Genomic DNA, 15,205 nt, shown 5'->3' on the forward strand with positions numbered 1-15,205 from the left:
CCTTATCCTTAGAAAGGAGGTGATCCAGCCGCACCTTCCGATACGGCTACCTTGTTACGACTTCACCCCAATCATCTATCCCACCTTAGGCGGCTGGCTCCTAAAAGGTTACCTCACCGACTTCGGGTGTTACAAACTCTCGTGGTGTGACGGGCGGTGTGTACAAGGCCCGGGAACGTATTCACCGCGGCGTGCTGATCCGCGATTACTAGCGATTCCGACTTCATGTAGGCGAGTTGCAGCCTACAATCCGAACTGAGACTGGCTTTAAGAGATTAGCTTGCCGTCACCGGCTTGCGACTCGTTGTACCAGCCATTGTAGCACGTGTGTAGCCCAGGTCATAAGGGGCATGATGATTTGACGTCATCCCCACCTTCCTCCGGTTTATTACCGGCAGTCTCGCTAGAGTGCCCAACTGAATGATGGCAACTAACAATAGGGGTTGCGCTCGTTGCGGGACTTAACCCAACATCTCACGACACGAGCTGACGACAACCATGCACCACCTGTCACCTCTGTCCCGAAGGAAAGCTCTATCTCTAGAGCGGTCAGAGGGATGTCAAGACCTGGTAAGGTTCTTCGCGTTGCTTCGAATTAAACCACATGCTCCACCGCTTGTGCGGGCCCCCGTCAATTCCTTTGAGTTTCAACCTTGCGGTCGTACTCCCCAGGCGGAGTGCTTAATGCGTTAGCTGCGGCACTAAACCCCGGAAAGGGTCTAACACCTAGCACTCATCGTTTACGGCGTGGACTACCAGGGTATCTAATCCTGTTTGCTCCCCACGCTTTCGAGCCTCAGCGTCAGTTACAAGCCAGAGAGCCGCTTTCGCCACCGGTGTTCCTCCATATATCTACGCATTTCACCGCTACACATGGAATTCCACTCTCCCCTCTTGCACTCAAGTTAAACAGTTTCCAAAGCGTACTATGGTTAAGCCACAGCCTTTAACTTCAGACTTATCTAACCGCCTGCGCTCGCTTTACGCCCAATAAATCCGGACAACGCTCGGGACCTACGTATTACCGCGGCTGCTGGCACGTAGTTAGCCGTCCCTTTCTGGTAAGATACCGTCACAGTGTGAACTTTCCACTCTCACACTCGTTCTTCTCTTACAACAGAGCTTTACGATCCGAAAACCTTCTTCACTCACGCGGCGTTGCTCGGTCAGACTTCCGTCCATTGCCGAAGATTCCCTACTGCTGCCTCCCGTAGGAGTCTGGGCCGTGTCTCAGTCCCAGTGTGGCCGATCACCCTCTCAGGTCGGCTATGTATCGTCGCCTTGGTGAGCCGTTACCCCACCAACTAGCTAATACAACGCAGGTCCATCTGGTAGTGGTGCAATTGCACCTTTCAAACAGTTATCATGCAATAACTGCTATTATGCGGTATTAGCTATCGTTTCCAATAGTTATCCCCCGCTACCAGGCAGGTTACCTACGCGTTACTCACCCGTTCGCAACTCATCCAGAGAAGCAAGCTCCTCCTTCAGCGTTCTACTTGCATGTATTAGGCACGCCGCCAGCGTTCGTCCTGAGCCAGGATCAAACTCTCATTAAAAGTTTGAGTTCTCACTCATTTCTGTCACTGACAGATTTATTGTTTTTTCATTGTTCAGTACTATAACCTTAGTTATAGTGCCCTGCACATTGGTTCGTCTTGTTCAGTTTTCAAAGGTCTTTGTCACTCAATCTCTCTCAAGCGACAACTATATTAGTATATCACAGCTGTTGACCTATGTCAACAGTTTTTTGAAACTTTTTTTACTTTTTTCGTCCCTGCGATACACACATAGTCCGTACGGGATTCGAACCCGTGTTACCGCCGTGAAAAGGCGGTGTCTTAACCCCTTGACCAACGGACCTGAGCTTTTCAACTCTTTCTATTATACCTACTTTTTCCTCTTTGTCAAGATCTTTTTTCAGCGAATGTGATTTTTTCTTTTCTTCACTAACTTAACCACTGCTTCTGTCCGTGCGGTGTGGGGAAACATATCGACTGACTGGATATACTGGAGATCATAGACTTTGACCAGTTTAACTAAATCTCGTGCCAAGGTCGAAACATTGCAGGATACATAGACCATTTTTTCTGGAACATAGGTCAGAATGGTATCCAACAGCTTATCATCTAAGCCTGTACGAGGAGGATCGACTATCAGGGCATCCGCTCGGTAACCTTCTTGATACCAGCGTGGAATAATCTCTTCAGCTGTTCCCGCTTCGTAATGGGTATTGTCAAACCCCATTTTTTGAGCGTTTCGCTTGGCATCTTCTATGGCTTCTGGAATAATATCCATCCCTCTGAGACTCTTGATCTTATTTGCGAAGGCAAATCCAATCGTCCCAACACCGCAATAGGCATCAATCAGATGATCTTCTTTGCTGACATCCAGAGCCTTAACTGCTTCACTATAGAGAATCTCTGTCTGCTCAGGATTAAGCTGATAAAAAGCTCGAGGGGAGAGAGAAAACTCATAGTCGAGTACTCCTTCTTGAATACTCTCTTGGCCCCAGATAATTTCCGTCTTCTCACCATAGATTTCACTTGTTTTTGCTGTATTTGTGTTAACCGCAACTGTGACGACTTCTGGAAAATCCTTGACTAGGTCTTTGACTAGGTGATTCAAATTCAACTGGCGGTTAGTTACGACGATAATCTGGACTTGTCCAGTTTTTCTCGCTCGACGTACCATGATAGTGCGAATACCGAGCGTTTTTCTCTCATCTGTAATTGGAATTTGGTGGTAAGTAAGAAGTTCAGCTAAGCGATTCGCAATCACTTGAGTCTCCTTATCTTGTACCAAGCAATCTTTCAATTCTACAAGATAATGAGAGTTTTGCGCATACAAACCTGCCTTGACCTGATTTTTAAATTTCCGAGTTTGAAATTGCAACTTAGCACGGTAGTACTTTGGTTCCTGCATACCGATAGTTGGACGAATTTCATAGTTTTCATATCCTGCAGGGGCAAATTTTTTCAAGGCTTGGTGGAGCAAATCCGTTTTAAACTCTAACTGTTTATCATAGTGAAGGTGCATGATTTGGCAACCACCACATTCATTATAAATCGTACATGCAGGTACGACTCGAAATTTAGACTTCTTATTAACCTTTAGTAATTTTGCTTCTACAAAGTTACGTTTAATAGAAGTAATCTGACAATAGATATCTTCTCCCTTGAGGGCACCTGGCACAAAAACGAGGGTTTTCTGGTAGAAACCGATTCCCTCACCATTGATACCCATCCGCTTGATTTTTAAAGGTATTTTTTGTTTGACTTTCAGATTCATACCCCTATCTTATCACATTTTAAGGTATAATAGTACTATGAAAATCACAAAACTTGAAAAGAAAAAACGCCTCTACCTGATGGAGTTAGATGAACAGCAAACCTCTTATATCACTGAAGATACCATTGTCCGTTTTATGCTGTCTCGAGATAAGGTCATTAGCAAAGAGGAACTGACCGAGATTCAGGATTTTGCCCAGTTTTCTTATGGTAAAAATCTTGCTCTCTACCATCTATCCTTCAAGGCTCGTACTGAAAAGGAAGTGCGAGAGTATCTGAAAAAGTATGATATTGATGAAAAAATAACTAGTCAAGTTATCGCTAATCTTAAAGAGGACAACTGGATTAATGATCGTCAGTATGTCTACTCTATCATCAATGCAAATCAACTTTCTGGAGATAAGGGACCTTATGTGCTAGCTCAAAAACTATCTCAAAAAGGGATTGCCAAATCAACTATTGAAGAGGTTTTAAAGGATTTTGATTTTTCAGAGGTTGCTCATCGTGTGGCGGAGAAACTACTTAAAAAATACACGGGAAAGCTTCCTGCTCGCGCTTTGCAAGATAAGATTATCCAAAACTTGACTAACAAGGGCTTCTCCTATGCTGATGCTAAAAGTGCCTTTGATGACTTGGACAGTCAAGTTGACCAAGAAACGACTCAAGAACTCATTTTTAAAGAGCTAGACAAACAATATGCTAAATATGCTCGAAAGTATGAAGGATACGAACTTAAACAGCGTTTAACTCAAGTTTTAGCTAGAAAAGGCTACGATTTTTCGGATATAGCCAGCGCTCTTAGAGAATATCTTTAATATTTTCGTGTAAAATTCAAAAAAATTAGACCGATTTATGATATAATAGTAAACGATAAACTTATAAATTGTAGAAAGTTGGTTAGTTATGAAACTTCCAAAAGAAGGCGACTTTATTACAATTCAAAGTTATAAGCATGATGGGAGTCTCCACCGTACTTGGCGGGACACCATGGTACTAAAAACAACAGAGAACGCTATTATCGGCGTCAACGACCACACACTTGTTACCGAAAGTGACGGTCGTCGTTGGGTGACTCGAGAACCGGCTATTGTTTACTTTCACAAAAAATATTGGTTTAATATCATTGCTATGATTCGCGATAATGGAATTTCCTACTATTGCAATATGGCTAGCCCCTACTATCTAGATGAGGAAGCCCTGAAATACATTGATTACGATTTGGATGTTAAGGTCTTCACTGATGGTGAAAAGCGTCTCTTGGACGTTGAAGAGTATGAGCGCCATAAACGCAAAATGAAGTATTCTGATGATTTAGACTATATTTTGAAAGAGCATGTTAAAATCCTTGTTGATTGGATCAACAATGGACGCGGTCCTTTCTCAGAGGCCTATGTCAACATTTGGTACAAACGCTACATAGAACTAAAGAATCGGTAAAGTTGTCAAACCGGGGTGAGAGCCCTGGTTTTTTTATTTGAAAAACCCAGCTTTTCAGCTGGGTTGATTTCTATATATCTAATTTAGTGACAGTAAATTTGATGTGGGAATAGTCTTTTTCAACATCCTTATCCAGCAAGAAAGCTGTAGCATCTTTCTTAACCTGAACAAGATCAATATTCTGGGCTTGAGCTGCATAGACGCATCCACAATAACATTGACGATAAATATCATACTCCTCGCACATCTCCACCGAACGTTTGTAGCCTTGATTTTTCTTGAAATCACTTGGAAGATAGTGGGTCGTGTATATCTTTTGAACATCTATCCCGATGCTATTGATGGTTTGAGAATTCTTATGGGGACTGATGGTCAAAGCTGAACCAAAGTAGTCAAATCCCAAATCCATAGCCACTTGCGCCGTTTTATCCAAACGGTAGTCAAAACAAACCTTGCAACGATCACCACCTTCGGGTTCTTCTTCTAGTCCTCTGACTAACTTCCGGTATTCATTGGGTTCGTAGGGAGCTTCTAGATACTGGACTGTATTTCCTGTTCGCTCATTGAAATCACTGACAAATTTTTTGGTGACGTAAGCCCGCTTGTGGTATTCTGCCTTGGGATGGATATTGGAATTGGCAAAATAGATAGTCACATCCGCATACTTGGTTAGATACTCTAGGGTGTAGGTACTACAAGGAGCACAGCAAACATGCATGAGAATGGTTGGGCGCTGCTCATTTTTCTCCCATACTTGTACCATCTTCTGCATAACACGGTCATAATTAATCTTCTGATTAGGATTCATCTTACTCAGAATTTCTTCTACATCGATCATGTTCTTCTCCTTCTTCTAGTCTTATTTTATCATATAAGTTAGGAGAGCTCAAATCTATTTAGAATAGAAAACCATAAAAGGAGGGAATACCCATCCCTCCTTTAATAGTTTTTACATCATCCCGCCCATCATGCTTGGATCCATGGCTGGAGCTGGGGATACTGGTTCTGGTTTATTGGCTACGACTGCTTCTGTAGTCAAAATCAAGCTGGCTACAGATGCTGCATTTTGAAGGGCTGAACGACTCACTTTAACTGGGTCGATGATTCCTTCTTCAATCATATTAACCCACTCGCCTGTTGCTGCGTTGAAGCCTGTACCAACTTCAGCATTCTTCAAACGGTCAATAACGATAGATCCTTCAAATCCTGCATTGTGGGCGATTTGACGAACAGGTTCTTCTAAGGCGCGGAGAACAATATTGCGGCCCGTTGCTTCGTCTCCTGTCAATTCTAAATCAGCCACGGCTGGGATAACATTAGCAAGAGCAGTTCCACCACCTGCAACGATACCTTCTTCAACAGCTGCACGAGTAGCGTTGAGGGCGTCTTCAATGCGGAGTTTCATTTCTTTCAACTCAGTTTCAGTTGCAGCACCGACCTTGATAACAGCGACACCACCTGACAATTTTGCCAAGCGTTCTTGCAATTTTTCACGGTCAAATTCAGAGGTTGTGGTTTCGATTTGAGACTTGATAACCGCAACACGGTGAGAAATAGCTTCAGGAATTCCAGCACCTTCTACGATAACAGTGCTATCTTTGTCCACAGTCACTCTAGCAGCTTGACCAAGCGCCTCAATCGTCGCATCTTTCAACTCAAGACCAAGATCTTCTGTGATGACAGTTCCACCTGTCAAAATAGCGATGTCTTCAAGCATGGCTTTACGACGGTCTCCAAAGCCAGGAGCTTTGACAGCAACTACATTGAAAGTACCACGAATCTTGTTCAATACAAGGGTTGGAAGAGCTTCGCCATCTACATCATCCGCAATAATCAAGAGCGGACGGTTGCTTTGAAGAATACTTTCTAGAAGTGGTAAGATTTCTTGGATATTTGAAATCTTCTTATCTGTAATCAAGATGTATGGATTTTCAAGGTCAGCCACCATTTTTTCGCTATCTGTCACCATGTACTGTGAAAGGTAACCGCGGTCAAACTGCATTCCTTCTACGACTTCGAGCTCTGTTTCCATACCACGTGACTCTTCAATGGTGATGACACCGTCCTTGCCAACTTTTTCCATGGCTTCAGAGATGTATTCGCCGACTTTCTCAGAACGAGAAGATACAGCGGCAACCTGAGCGATGGCTTCTTTATTGGCAACAGGGATGGCATTGTTTTTCAAGGCTTCTACAGCTGCGGCAACCGCTGCTTCAATCCCCCGACGGATACCGATTGGATTGGCACCTGCTGTGACGTTCTTGATTCCTTCACGTACGATAGCTTGGGTCAAGACTGTTGCAGTAGTTGTCCCATCACCTGCGATATCATTGGTTTTTGAAGCGACTTCTGATACCAACTTGGCACCCATATTTTCAAAATGGTCTTCCAACTCGATTTCTTTGGCAATGGTTACACCGTCATTGGTGATGAGTGGTGAACCGAATGATTTTTCCAACACGACATTACGACCTTTTGGTCCCAAGGTTACTTTAACAGTGTCTGCAAGGATATCGACACCACGAACCATAGCTGAACGAGCATCAGATGAAAATTTAATTTCTTTTGACATACTTACATTCTCCTTCTATTCTTCAATGATAGCCAAGATGTTAGCTTCGCCAACGATGATGTACTTTTCATCGCCATCTTTGACATCAAGACCTGCGTGGGCTTCAACTAAGACACGGTCTCCAGACTTAACGCTTGGAGCTACCAAGTCACCGTTCAAAGTACGAACACCTTGTCCAGTAGCTACAACTTGGGCTGTTTTTGTTTTTTCTTGGGCTGAGCCTGCAAGGACAAAGCCTCCAACAGTTTGTTCTTTTTCTTCGATTTTCAAGACCACACGGTCTCCTAATGGTTTCAACATCTGTTTTCCTCCATGATGAAATACATATTATTAGCACTCTTTATATCTGAGTGCTAATTCATAGTTCTATTGTATCACTTGGTCAGAAATAGTCAAGAAAAAAGTCTGACTTTCTCAATATAAAAAAGCCTGAGACCAACTCAGACTTTTCAATGCTTAAAATGGCAATTCCTCCTCTTCCAAAACCAAATCTGCCAAGTCTTGACCTGCGTTATTTTCACGCAAGGCACGTTGGGCGCGGCTTTCCAAGAGTTGGAAACCTGTCACGAGAACTTCGGTCACATAGTTGATCTGCCCATTTTTCTCAAAGCGACGGGTACGCAATTCCCCATCAACAGAAATGAGGCTACCTTTAGTTGCATAACTTGCCAAGGTTTCAGCCAATTTTCCCCAAAGAACGAGATTGATAAAGTCGGCTTCGCGTTCTCCATTTTGGTCTTTGTAACGACGGTTCACAGCAATCGTTGCGCGAGCCACTGACTTGTCATTGTTGGTTTTGTGCAATTCTGGTGTAGACGTCAAACGCCCAATCATGATAACTTTATTATACATTTTTCATCCTCCTACTTATCTATTCGCAGGAAATCAAAAAAAGTTACAGAAATTTGTAACTTTTTGAGGAAATTTTTTACTTTTTATGAACCATAAAACCTGTCGCCTGTTGATTGGCCATAATGGTCATATCTGTAATCTGCACACGACGGGGCTGACTGGTCACATAGACCACAGTGTCTGCGATGTCTTGTGCTTGCAAGGCCTCTATTCCTTGGTAAACGGACGCAGCATGCTCTTTGTCACCGTGAAAACGAACTGTAGAGAAATCTGTTTCGACAATCCCAGGCTGAATGGTGGTCACCTTGATATCCGTTGCGATGGTATCAATTCGCAGACCATCTGAAAAAGTCTTGACTGCCGCCTTGGTCGCTGAATAGACAGCTGCACCTGCATAGGCATAAATTCCTGCGGTCGACCCCATGTTAATGATATGCCCCTGATTGGCTTTTACCATTGCTGGCAAGAAACAGCGAGTAACTGCCATTAACCCCTTGACATTGGTATCCAACATGGTCAGCATATCTAGCTCTTCATAGTCCTGATAGGGAGCCAAGCCAAGAGCCAGTCCGGCATTATTGACCAAAATATCAATCTGACCGACTTTTGCTAGAATATCGGAGCAGACCGTCTTTACCATGGTCATATTCGTCACATCCAGTGGAAAAGTCCAAACTGTTTGATTTGGAAAAGTTTCTGCAAACTCTGACTTGAGGGCCTCTAGTCTGTCTGTCCGTCGCCCTGTTAGAACGACATTCCCACCCTGCTCCAGATAAGCTCGCGCAATCGCTTCACCGATTCCTGATGTCGCTCCTGTAATCACTACATTTTTTGCCATCTTATTTCCCTCTATCTAGTCTATCAGATACTGATAACTTCCTAGGCAGTCCAGTGTATCACTGGATCAAATGGAGTTCCGACAACTTGGTCTTCTGATAATTCAATAATACCACGTTTTTGCGGAGCATTTGGCAAATGCAATTCGCGAGGACTGCACATCATGCCAAAACTCTTTTCACCACGAAGCTCGCCTGGGAAAATGAGATTGCCTTTTGGCATCATTGCTCCAGGAAGAGCCACAATGGTTTTCAAGCCAAGACGCGCATTAGGAGCCCCTGCAACGATTTGCACTGTCTTGTCACTTGCGACTGCCACTTGGCAGATGTTGAGGTGGTCACTATCTGGGTGAGCTACCATTTCGACAATTTCACCAACAACAAACTTAGGTTCTTTGTCGTTGACAATCTCTTCTGTAAAGCCTTCCACCTGCAACTCTTGGTTTAAACGTGCTACTTGCTCATCTGATAAAAAGACTTGGCCGCGCTCTGCAATTTCAAACAAACTTGAAACTTCGAAAATATTCCAAGCTACTGTTTCTCCATTTTCTTTGAGGAAAACACGGGCAATATTGCCTTTGCGCTCCACGTCCAACTTGGCATCGCCGCTATTTTTCACGATGATCATAAGAACATCACCGACATGCTCTTTGTTATATGTAAAAATCATTGTTTTCTTTTTCTCCTATTTCAGTCCTGCTAAAAAGTCATTAATTTGTTCCTTGCTTTTACGGTCGCGATTGACAAATCGGCCAATTTCCTTGTCCTTTTCTAGCACAACAAGGCTAGGAATCCCGTAAACATCCCAGAGTTTGGCCAGATCCAGATACTGGTCTCGGTCCACTCGGATAAAGGTGAACTCTGGATTGGTCTCCTCAATCTCTGGCAAGGCAGGATAGATATAACGACAATCTCCACACCAGTCTGCCACAAAAAGAAAGACCTTCTTGCCATCTTGCTCGACAAAACCTGCGAGTTCTTCTATACTAGCGGGAGTAATCATAAGACTTCCTCCTCATAGACTAGGTCTTCATTTTCATAGACAAAGGTATAGTGACGACCATCCTCAAAAATGACTCCTCCGACGAGTCGCTCTAGACTACTTTCGTAGACTTGAACATAGAGAGTCGCGATCTCTCCCATATCTGAGAAAAGTTCGCGCACAATAGCGGTTAACTCCTCTTGCGTCTTCATGAGTTTGTGATTATCTGCTGCTTTTTTGGCACCCAAAGCGAGGGCACTTAGACCAGCCACAGTCAAGCCAGTCATCCATAATTTCTTAGCTTTCATACCTTTCATTGTAACACAAAAAGGGCTTTAGGACAAATAGGGAAGCAGTATATAGGCAAGGAAAATCCCCTTCCCTCAATGAGGAAAGAGGACATCTAATTCTTATTGCCAAGCGCCTGAGTTGCCGACATAATAACCATCAGGTGTGTAGGTGTTGCGAAGCATTTTACCAGATGAGTCTAAGTAGTACCACTTGCCTTGGACTTGAATCCATTCGTTACTCACCATAGCTCCTGAGCCTTTAACATAGTACCAAGCATCATCATAGTAGAACCAGTCATCTCTCAACAGTGCACCTGACTCGGTTAGATAATACCAAGTATCCCTGTCATAAACCCAAGTACTCTTTTTCATCTTCCCTGACTCTGTCAAATAATACCATTTACCTTGGACATACACCCATTCTTGGCTAGCCATAGCGCCTGAGCCTTTGAAGTAATACCAAGTATCACCGTAACGGAGCCACTCTTGACTTAACATAGCACCTGAAGAGTTGACAAAATACCACTTACCTTGATCGTAAATCCATTCTTTACTAGCCATAACTCCAGATTCCTTGAAATAATACCAAATATCGTCACTACAGATCCAACCACCATGAATCATGCCACCAGCCCCATCCATGAAATACCAATTTCCTTGGTATTTTAACCAGTCATTTTTAACTAGTTCTCCTTGTTTTTGATAATACCAGATCGAGTCTAATTTGAACCAGCCCTCAGTTTCAAAAATTGGATAAAAACGAAGCAAACTAGTTCCGCTGTATGGTCGGGTTATTTCTCCGGGTTTCTCAAGCTCCACACTATCATACTGACTTCCTCTCCATGCTACGACCTTCTTACCCTTAGAAGTATCAGGCAAGGTTGCTGTATAAGTCTTCGTTTCATAATCCCATTTTGTATCTAAATAAGTATATTGGTCTTTTCCTTCTTCAAGGCGGTAATAACTACTCTTTCCACCGTGATAAATATCATCCATGACTTTCGTCGCCCAAGTCTTGACTTCCTCTCCACTCTTGGCTTCCACCTTGATATCTCCACGGTAGCCATAAGGCACGTAGAAATGTAAGAAACGTCCCTCTTCACCGATCATGGATTTTTCCTTTTCCTGCCCTAGGAAATTTATCGTTTGATCCTGACCGTTTAGACTGACCGTCCATTCGATTTTTTCAGTTTTCGGCAAATCCAAAACCTGAATATCTACTTCATGCCCATTATTAAAGCGAGCCACCTTGCCATTTTCATAGACAATACCACCTTTAATCGGCCAGAGCTCTTTTAGTTCAAAGGCTTGACCAGTTTGGGGGAGAGCTAGTAGAGCTAGACCTGCAAGTGCTAAACCTAACAAGTTCCATTGTTTCAATTTGTTCTTCATGGCACTTTCCTCCTTTGTTTACATACCATAAAGCGGGTACTATAAAACTCAGTAAATATCCTGAACCACCGTGCGGTTTTCTTCAAGAGAAATGACTTTCTTTTCAAACTGCAAATCAGGCATACAAGCAGCCAAATCCTTTTCAATTTCTTCTAACGCTTCTAAACGCATCTCGACAGAAGTGTTTTCATTTCCTTGAATGATGAAAATAGCATTTTTTGTATCTTCATCAAATTTGTAATGTTCACTATCGCGGACATCCAGCCAAGCTAAAACTCCATTTTCATCCCGATAGACATAGTCCGTCTGCGCAACGTGCTTCTCCGTTGACAAGATAGGTAGGAAAATGTCCTCCCTTTGGCTAACAGAAAACTCTATCTGCCCTCCAATCTTATCCAAATCATGCCCACCAATCGCCAGCAAAGAAGAAAGCGCCTCTACATTGTAGATATCGATGATACTATTGATGTGAGGGAGAGAGCCACGATGCTGGATATTGCGAATGAGGGCGACCACTGTCGGTGGATTTTTCTTGACGCTACGCCCGACTCGCTGGAGCAACTGCCTATAACCTTGGACAACAGGAGACTCTTGAACTTCTTTTACATCACACTCTAGCGCCCATTTCTCCCTCTCCTCTTTCTTTTTCAGAAAAGCAAGAGGCAAATCAGCATGAGGATCGACGTTTTTAGCAATACCAATCACGACATTCTTGATCCCCAAGTCATACAAACTTTTACCTAAACAAAACTCCATAGGCAGGCACCTCCTTTGAAAAATGTACACCATCCCACCTTTATTTTACACCTTCTAGCCCCTGATTTCAAGGAAATCATCAACTCTCTCCCGACAAATAAAAAGAGAAGATCAAACTGATCTCCTCTGTGAGGCTTCTTATACTTCGTCGCTTGTTTCAGCGTCATCGTCAGAAAACTCGTCGTCTTCTTCGTTGAGATCCACGTCTTCACCTAAGTCATCAGGGGCGATTTCGTTGATTTCTGCATCGTAAGCTTCCACTTCATTCTTCTCATCATCTGGATTTTCATCATCGTATGAAAGAGCTGGGTCTGCTTCATATGCATCTTCGTCTTCTGGATCATCTGCATTGTAGTCAATAGCATCTGAATCGCCATCCATGAAGGCATTGACGCGTTTTTTCTTAGCTTTTGGTGCCACTTCGTCGTCGTCACTTTCTTCAAGAGCGATGATTTCTTCGTCGATTTCGTCCACACCATACCATGAACGAAGACCCCATTTGTTGTCCCCAAGTGAGATGAAGCTACCGTCAAAGTTCAACTCTGTGTAGAACAAAGGCAAGGCTTCGCGGATATCGCTGTTTGATGTTCCAAGGTAGTTTTGAATTTCGTTTACAAGATCGCTAAAATGCATCTCATGATCGCGACCACGAAGTTCCAAGATAGCACGCGCTACCTCAATCATAGATAGTTCACTTTTTTCTTGCCCAGCAAATACTTCTAATTCCAAAGCGTTTCTCCTCATTTTTACTACTATCGCCAGAGCAGATAGACTCTGACCTCATTTTATCATGTACTCTTTATTGTACGATAATTTTGCGAAATAGTCAAAGGTTAAATGGGGGAAAGTGACAGGACTTTTTATTTCTTTGCTACCCAGCCGATGGTGTTGATGTAGGGGTGTACGGGCATGAATTGACTGAGTTTTTTTTTTATGTGATAAGATGATTTCTAAAATATTGATTTTTCCAGTATAAGATGAATAAATCATTTACTTATAAATTTTCATTCAAAAAGGTAAACTATAATCAAATATTATACTTTTTAACCTAAATGTAGCTGATTGATACTTTCTTTTTCTAGAGAAGAAAATTTATCTGTTTGTTATACAAATTAAAAAGAGCTATTTAGCATCGCTACCTATATCTATATATTTTCTTATGAGCTAACTTACTCTGATTACTCTTTGTTTCAGTATTGTATAACAAGTCATTTAATTTACGAATAATCTCTTCTTTTTGAAACTTAGAAACACTGTCTACGATTGAAACTTTTTGTGAGATTACTTCAACATACTCATCAATCATCATATTTTGAGAATTTAAAGTAGAGATCATTTTCCATTTAAACCCCTCTATAAATTGAGTATCCAAATATAAATCTTGATAAAAACTATCAATAGTTTTGAGGATATAAAATTCTAATACTCCTTTCCCACCAGACCAATAAAAAGGACTGTTAGAAGTCATGGAATCAAAAATTGTTCTACTAGTATAGTTAAAAGATCCATTATTATATTGGACCCTAAATAATAATATCTGCTCAAGGCGTAATAAACTTGATACTGATAGGTTTGCTATTACATTTGATAGGTCAACTTTATTCGTATTCAAAAGATATTCAACTGATAATTGTATATCATTTTGCTTGTCCGAATAAAAATCATTTGTGAAAATTGAATCTAATTTATCAGTAAGTAGCAAATATTCTCTACAAAAGTTATCCATTTTCTTTTTATTGCTAACACGTTTCCAATGTAATTTATTAACAGAGACTTTTATACATTTTTCACTGTTCTGCGCTCTTGTTACCACTTTACCAAAGCTGAATGAATCATATATAAAGTTAAATCTGCTTGAGAATGGAAATTTTTTACCTGACAATAACCATTGAACATATACAATTTTAAGTTCTGACATTTGATGCCTTCTACCAAACTAATTAAACCAATAAAAACCTGTTATTCTTTCATTTCGTTTTGTCCATAATTTATCTAAAATTTCATCTGTAATACGATGGCTAATATTTGTTCTTAAGATTATTTCTTTAGCTTGATAGAAAAGGTAATTTTGTTGCTCTTCACCGCAGCTCATTAATTTTTTAATCTCAGCATCATAAAATTCAATGTTATCATCCCATTCTATATAATCTGTATATAACAATTGATATAACATAAAAGCTAATCGATATTCTTCATTCATACTTAATATTAAGTTTTGAAGTTTTTCAGCTCTTCTTTTTTGTTTTATTTCTTCTTCACTCTCAGCTTCTGTAATTTTGTTTTGGATGAAAGTTTCAATTCTTTCCCTATCCAAGTAATTAAAACAAATTTCTGAATAAAACATACTGTTATAGAAATCATTCCGTTTACTATCATCAAACTCATAAGACAACTTTTTAAATTTAGGAAGAGAAAACTCTCTCTCTCCTTTCTCGTATAGCTTGAATAGCTGATTTAATTTAAAACGTAAAAAATCTTCATTTTGAACTTGTAATTCGTTCTCATCTTTGGAATGCTTAATAGAGTGTAATTCGTTCTTCAATTCATCAACAATTACATTTAGTTTGATAGTTTTATTGTTAATAAGAGTCTCAAATATATATTCTTTGATTTTATAATCACTTGATTGTCTCAAATATACTCTCGTAAGTTTCTCAATTTGTAAAACTTCAAATGTATCATCCTTTTTCTCTAGACTTTGAAAAACTCTAAGATCTTGCTCAATTAGTTCTTTCCATGTATTCGAAAAAATATTATCTTGAAATTTCTTCAAAAATTCCCATTTATATTTGCAATAC

At 41.2% G+C, this 15,205-nt stretch carries 16 protein-coding genes, 1 tRNA gene and 1 rRNA gene; 2 read left to right on the top strand and 16 right to left on the bottom strand.

The annotated features are described in order from the left end of the window. Window positions 1–12: 12 nt before the first annotated feature. From EJF26_RS05185 to rlmD, 3 genes are all read right to left on the bottom strand, one after another. Window positions 13–1,559, bottom strand: a 16S ribosomal RNA gene (locus EJF26_RS05185). Between the two features lie 232 nt (window positions 1,560–1,791). After that, window positions 1,792–1,863, bottom strand: a tRNA-Glu gene (locus EJF26_RS05190). A 57-nt stretch (window positions 1,864–1,920) separates the two neighbouring features. Then, on the bottom strand, window positions 1,921–3,291 hold the full coding sequence (gene rlmD / locus EJF26_RS05195; RefSeq protein WP_001050267.1) for a 23S rRNA (uracil(1939)-C(5))-methyltransferase RlmD: 1,371 nt from the start codon (window positions 3,289–3,291) through the stop codon (window positions 1,921–1,923). Between the two features lie 37 nt (window positions 3,292–3,328). On the opposite strand from rlmD, the gene recX reads away from it, so the two are divergent. Beyond that, window positions 3,329–4,105: a recombination regulator RecX gene (gene recX / locus EJF26_RS05200; RefSeq protein WP_000705059.1), complete on the top strand. Its 777-nt coding sequence runs from the start codon at window positions 3,329–3,331 to the stop codon at window positions 4,103–4,105. A gap of 88 nt (window positions 4,106–4,193) precedes the next feature. Next, on the top strand, window positions 4,194–4,727 hold the full coding sequence (gene ntdP / locus EJF26_RS05205; protein WP_000775318.1) for a nucleoside tri-diphosphate phosphatase: 534 nt from the start codon (window positions 4,194–4,196) through the stop codon (window positions 4,725–4,727). Between the two features lie 70 nt (window positions 4,728–4,797). Here the strand turns inward: ntdP and EJF26_RS05210 are convergent, their stop codons facing one another. The 13 genes from EJF26_RS05210 to EJF26_RS05270 all read right to left on the bottom strand — a co-directional run bounded on the left by EJF26_RS05210 (window position 4,798) and on the right by EJF26_RS05270 (window position 15,180). Next, complete coding sequence (locus EJF26_RS05210; RefSeq protein ID WP_000567567.1) at window positions 4,798–5,565, bottom strand: epoxyqueuosine reductase QueH; 768 nt, start codon at window positions 5,563–5,565, stop codon at window positions 4,798–4,800. 111 nt (window positions 5,566–5,676) lie between these two features. After that, window positions 5,677–7,299, bottom strand: a complete 1,623-nt coding sequence (gene groL / locus EJF26_RS05215) for a chaperonin GroEL (RefSeq protein ID WP_000031549.1) — start codon at window positions 7,297–7,299, stop codon at window positions 5,677–5,679. Between the two features lie 15 nt (window positions 7,300–7,314). After that, window positions 7,315–7,599 carry a co-chaperone GroES gene (gene groES / locus EJF26_RS05220; RefSeq protein WP_000917329.1) on the bottom strand — a complete coding sequence of 95 codons (285 nt, stop codon included), beginning with the start codon at window positions 7,597–7,599 and terminating at the stop codon, window positions 7,315–7,317. A gap of 156 nt (window positions 7,600–7,755) precedes the next feature. Further along, window positions 7,756–8,151 (bottom strand): single-stranded DNA-binding protein, encoded by a 396-nt coding sequence (locus tag EJF26_RS05225; protein ID WP_000282455.1) that lies wholly within the window; start codon window positions 8,149–8,151, stop codon window positions 7,756–7,758. A gap of 76 nt (window positions 8,152–8,227) precedes the next feature. Next, window positions 8,228–8,989: an SDR family NAD(P)-dependent oxidoreductase gene (locus tag EJF26_RS05230; protein ID WP_001107797.1), complete on the bottom strand. Its 762-nt coding sequence runs from the start codon at window positions 8,987–8,989 to the stop codon at window positions 8,228–8,230. Between the two features lie 41 nt (window positions 8,990–9,030). Continuing rightward, complete coding sequence (ytpR, locus tag EJF26_RS05235; RefSeq protein WP_000578277.1) at window positions 9,031–9,657, bottom strand: YtpR family tRNA-binding protein; 627 nt, start codon at window positions 9,655–9,657, stop codon at window positions 9,031–9,033. 15 nt (window positions 9,658–9,672) lie between these two features. Further along, on the bottom strand, window positions 9,673–9,990 hold the full coding sequence (locus tag EJF26_RS05240; protein WP_000632375.1) for a thioredoxin family protein: 318 nt from the start codon (window positions 9,988–9,990) through the stop codon (window positions 9,673–9,675). Next, on the bottom strand, window positions 9,987–10,286 hold the full coding sequence (locus tag EJF26_RS05245) for a DUF4651 domain-containing protein (RefSeq protein ID WP_008277325.1): 300 nt from the start codon (window positions 10,284–10,286) through the stop codon (window positions 9,987–9,989). Before EJF26_RS05245 ends, EJF26_RS05240 begins: the two co-directional genes overlap by 4 nt. A gap of 93 nt (window positions 10,287–10,379) precedes the next feature. Further along, entirely contained in the window at window positions 10,380–11,651 is a 1,272-nt protein-coding gene (locus EJF26_RS05250; RefSeq protein ID WP_000791634.1) for a cell wall-binding repeat-containing protein, read from the bottom strand. 48 nt (window positions 11,652–11,699) lie between these two features. Continuing rightward, entirely contained in the window at window positions 11,700–12,407 is a 708-nt protein-coding gene (locus EJF26_RS05255) for a B3/B4 domain-containing protein (protein WP_000393602.1), read from the bottom strand. 138 nt (window positions 12,408–12,545) lie between these two features. Beyond that, on the bottom strand, window positions 12,546–13,136 hold the full coding sequence (gene rpoE, locus EJF26_RS05260; protein ID WP_000418414.1) for a DNA-directed RNA polymerase subunit delta: 591 nt from the start codon (window positions 13,134–13,136) through the stop codon (window positions 12,546–12,548). Between the two features lie 406 nt (window positions 13,137–13,542). Next, window positions 13,543–14,325 carry a hypothetical protein gene (locus EJF26_RS10100; RefSeq protein WP_001292489.1) on the bottom strand — a complete coding sequence of 261 codons (783 nt, stop codon included), beginning with the start codon at window positions 14,323–14,325 and terminating at the stop codon, window positions 13,543–13,545. A gap of 18 nt (window positions 14,326–14,343) precedes the next feature. Further along, on the bottom strand, window positions 14,344–15,180 hold the full coding sequence (locus tag EJF26_RS05270) for a hypothetical protein (RefSeq protein ID WP_000714453.1): 837 nt from the start codon (window positions 15,178–15,180) through the stop codon (window positions 14,344–14,346). Window positions 15,181–15,205 lie beyond the last annotated feature (25 nt).

The sequence above is a fragment of the Streptococcus oralis subsp. dentisani genome (genome assembly GCF_007475365.1).
Lineage (GTDB): Bacteria > Bacillota > Bacilli > Lactobacillales > Streptococcaceae > Streptococcus > Streptococcus mitis_AX.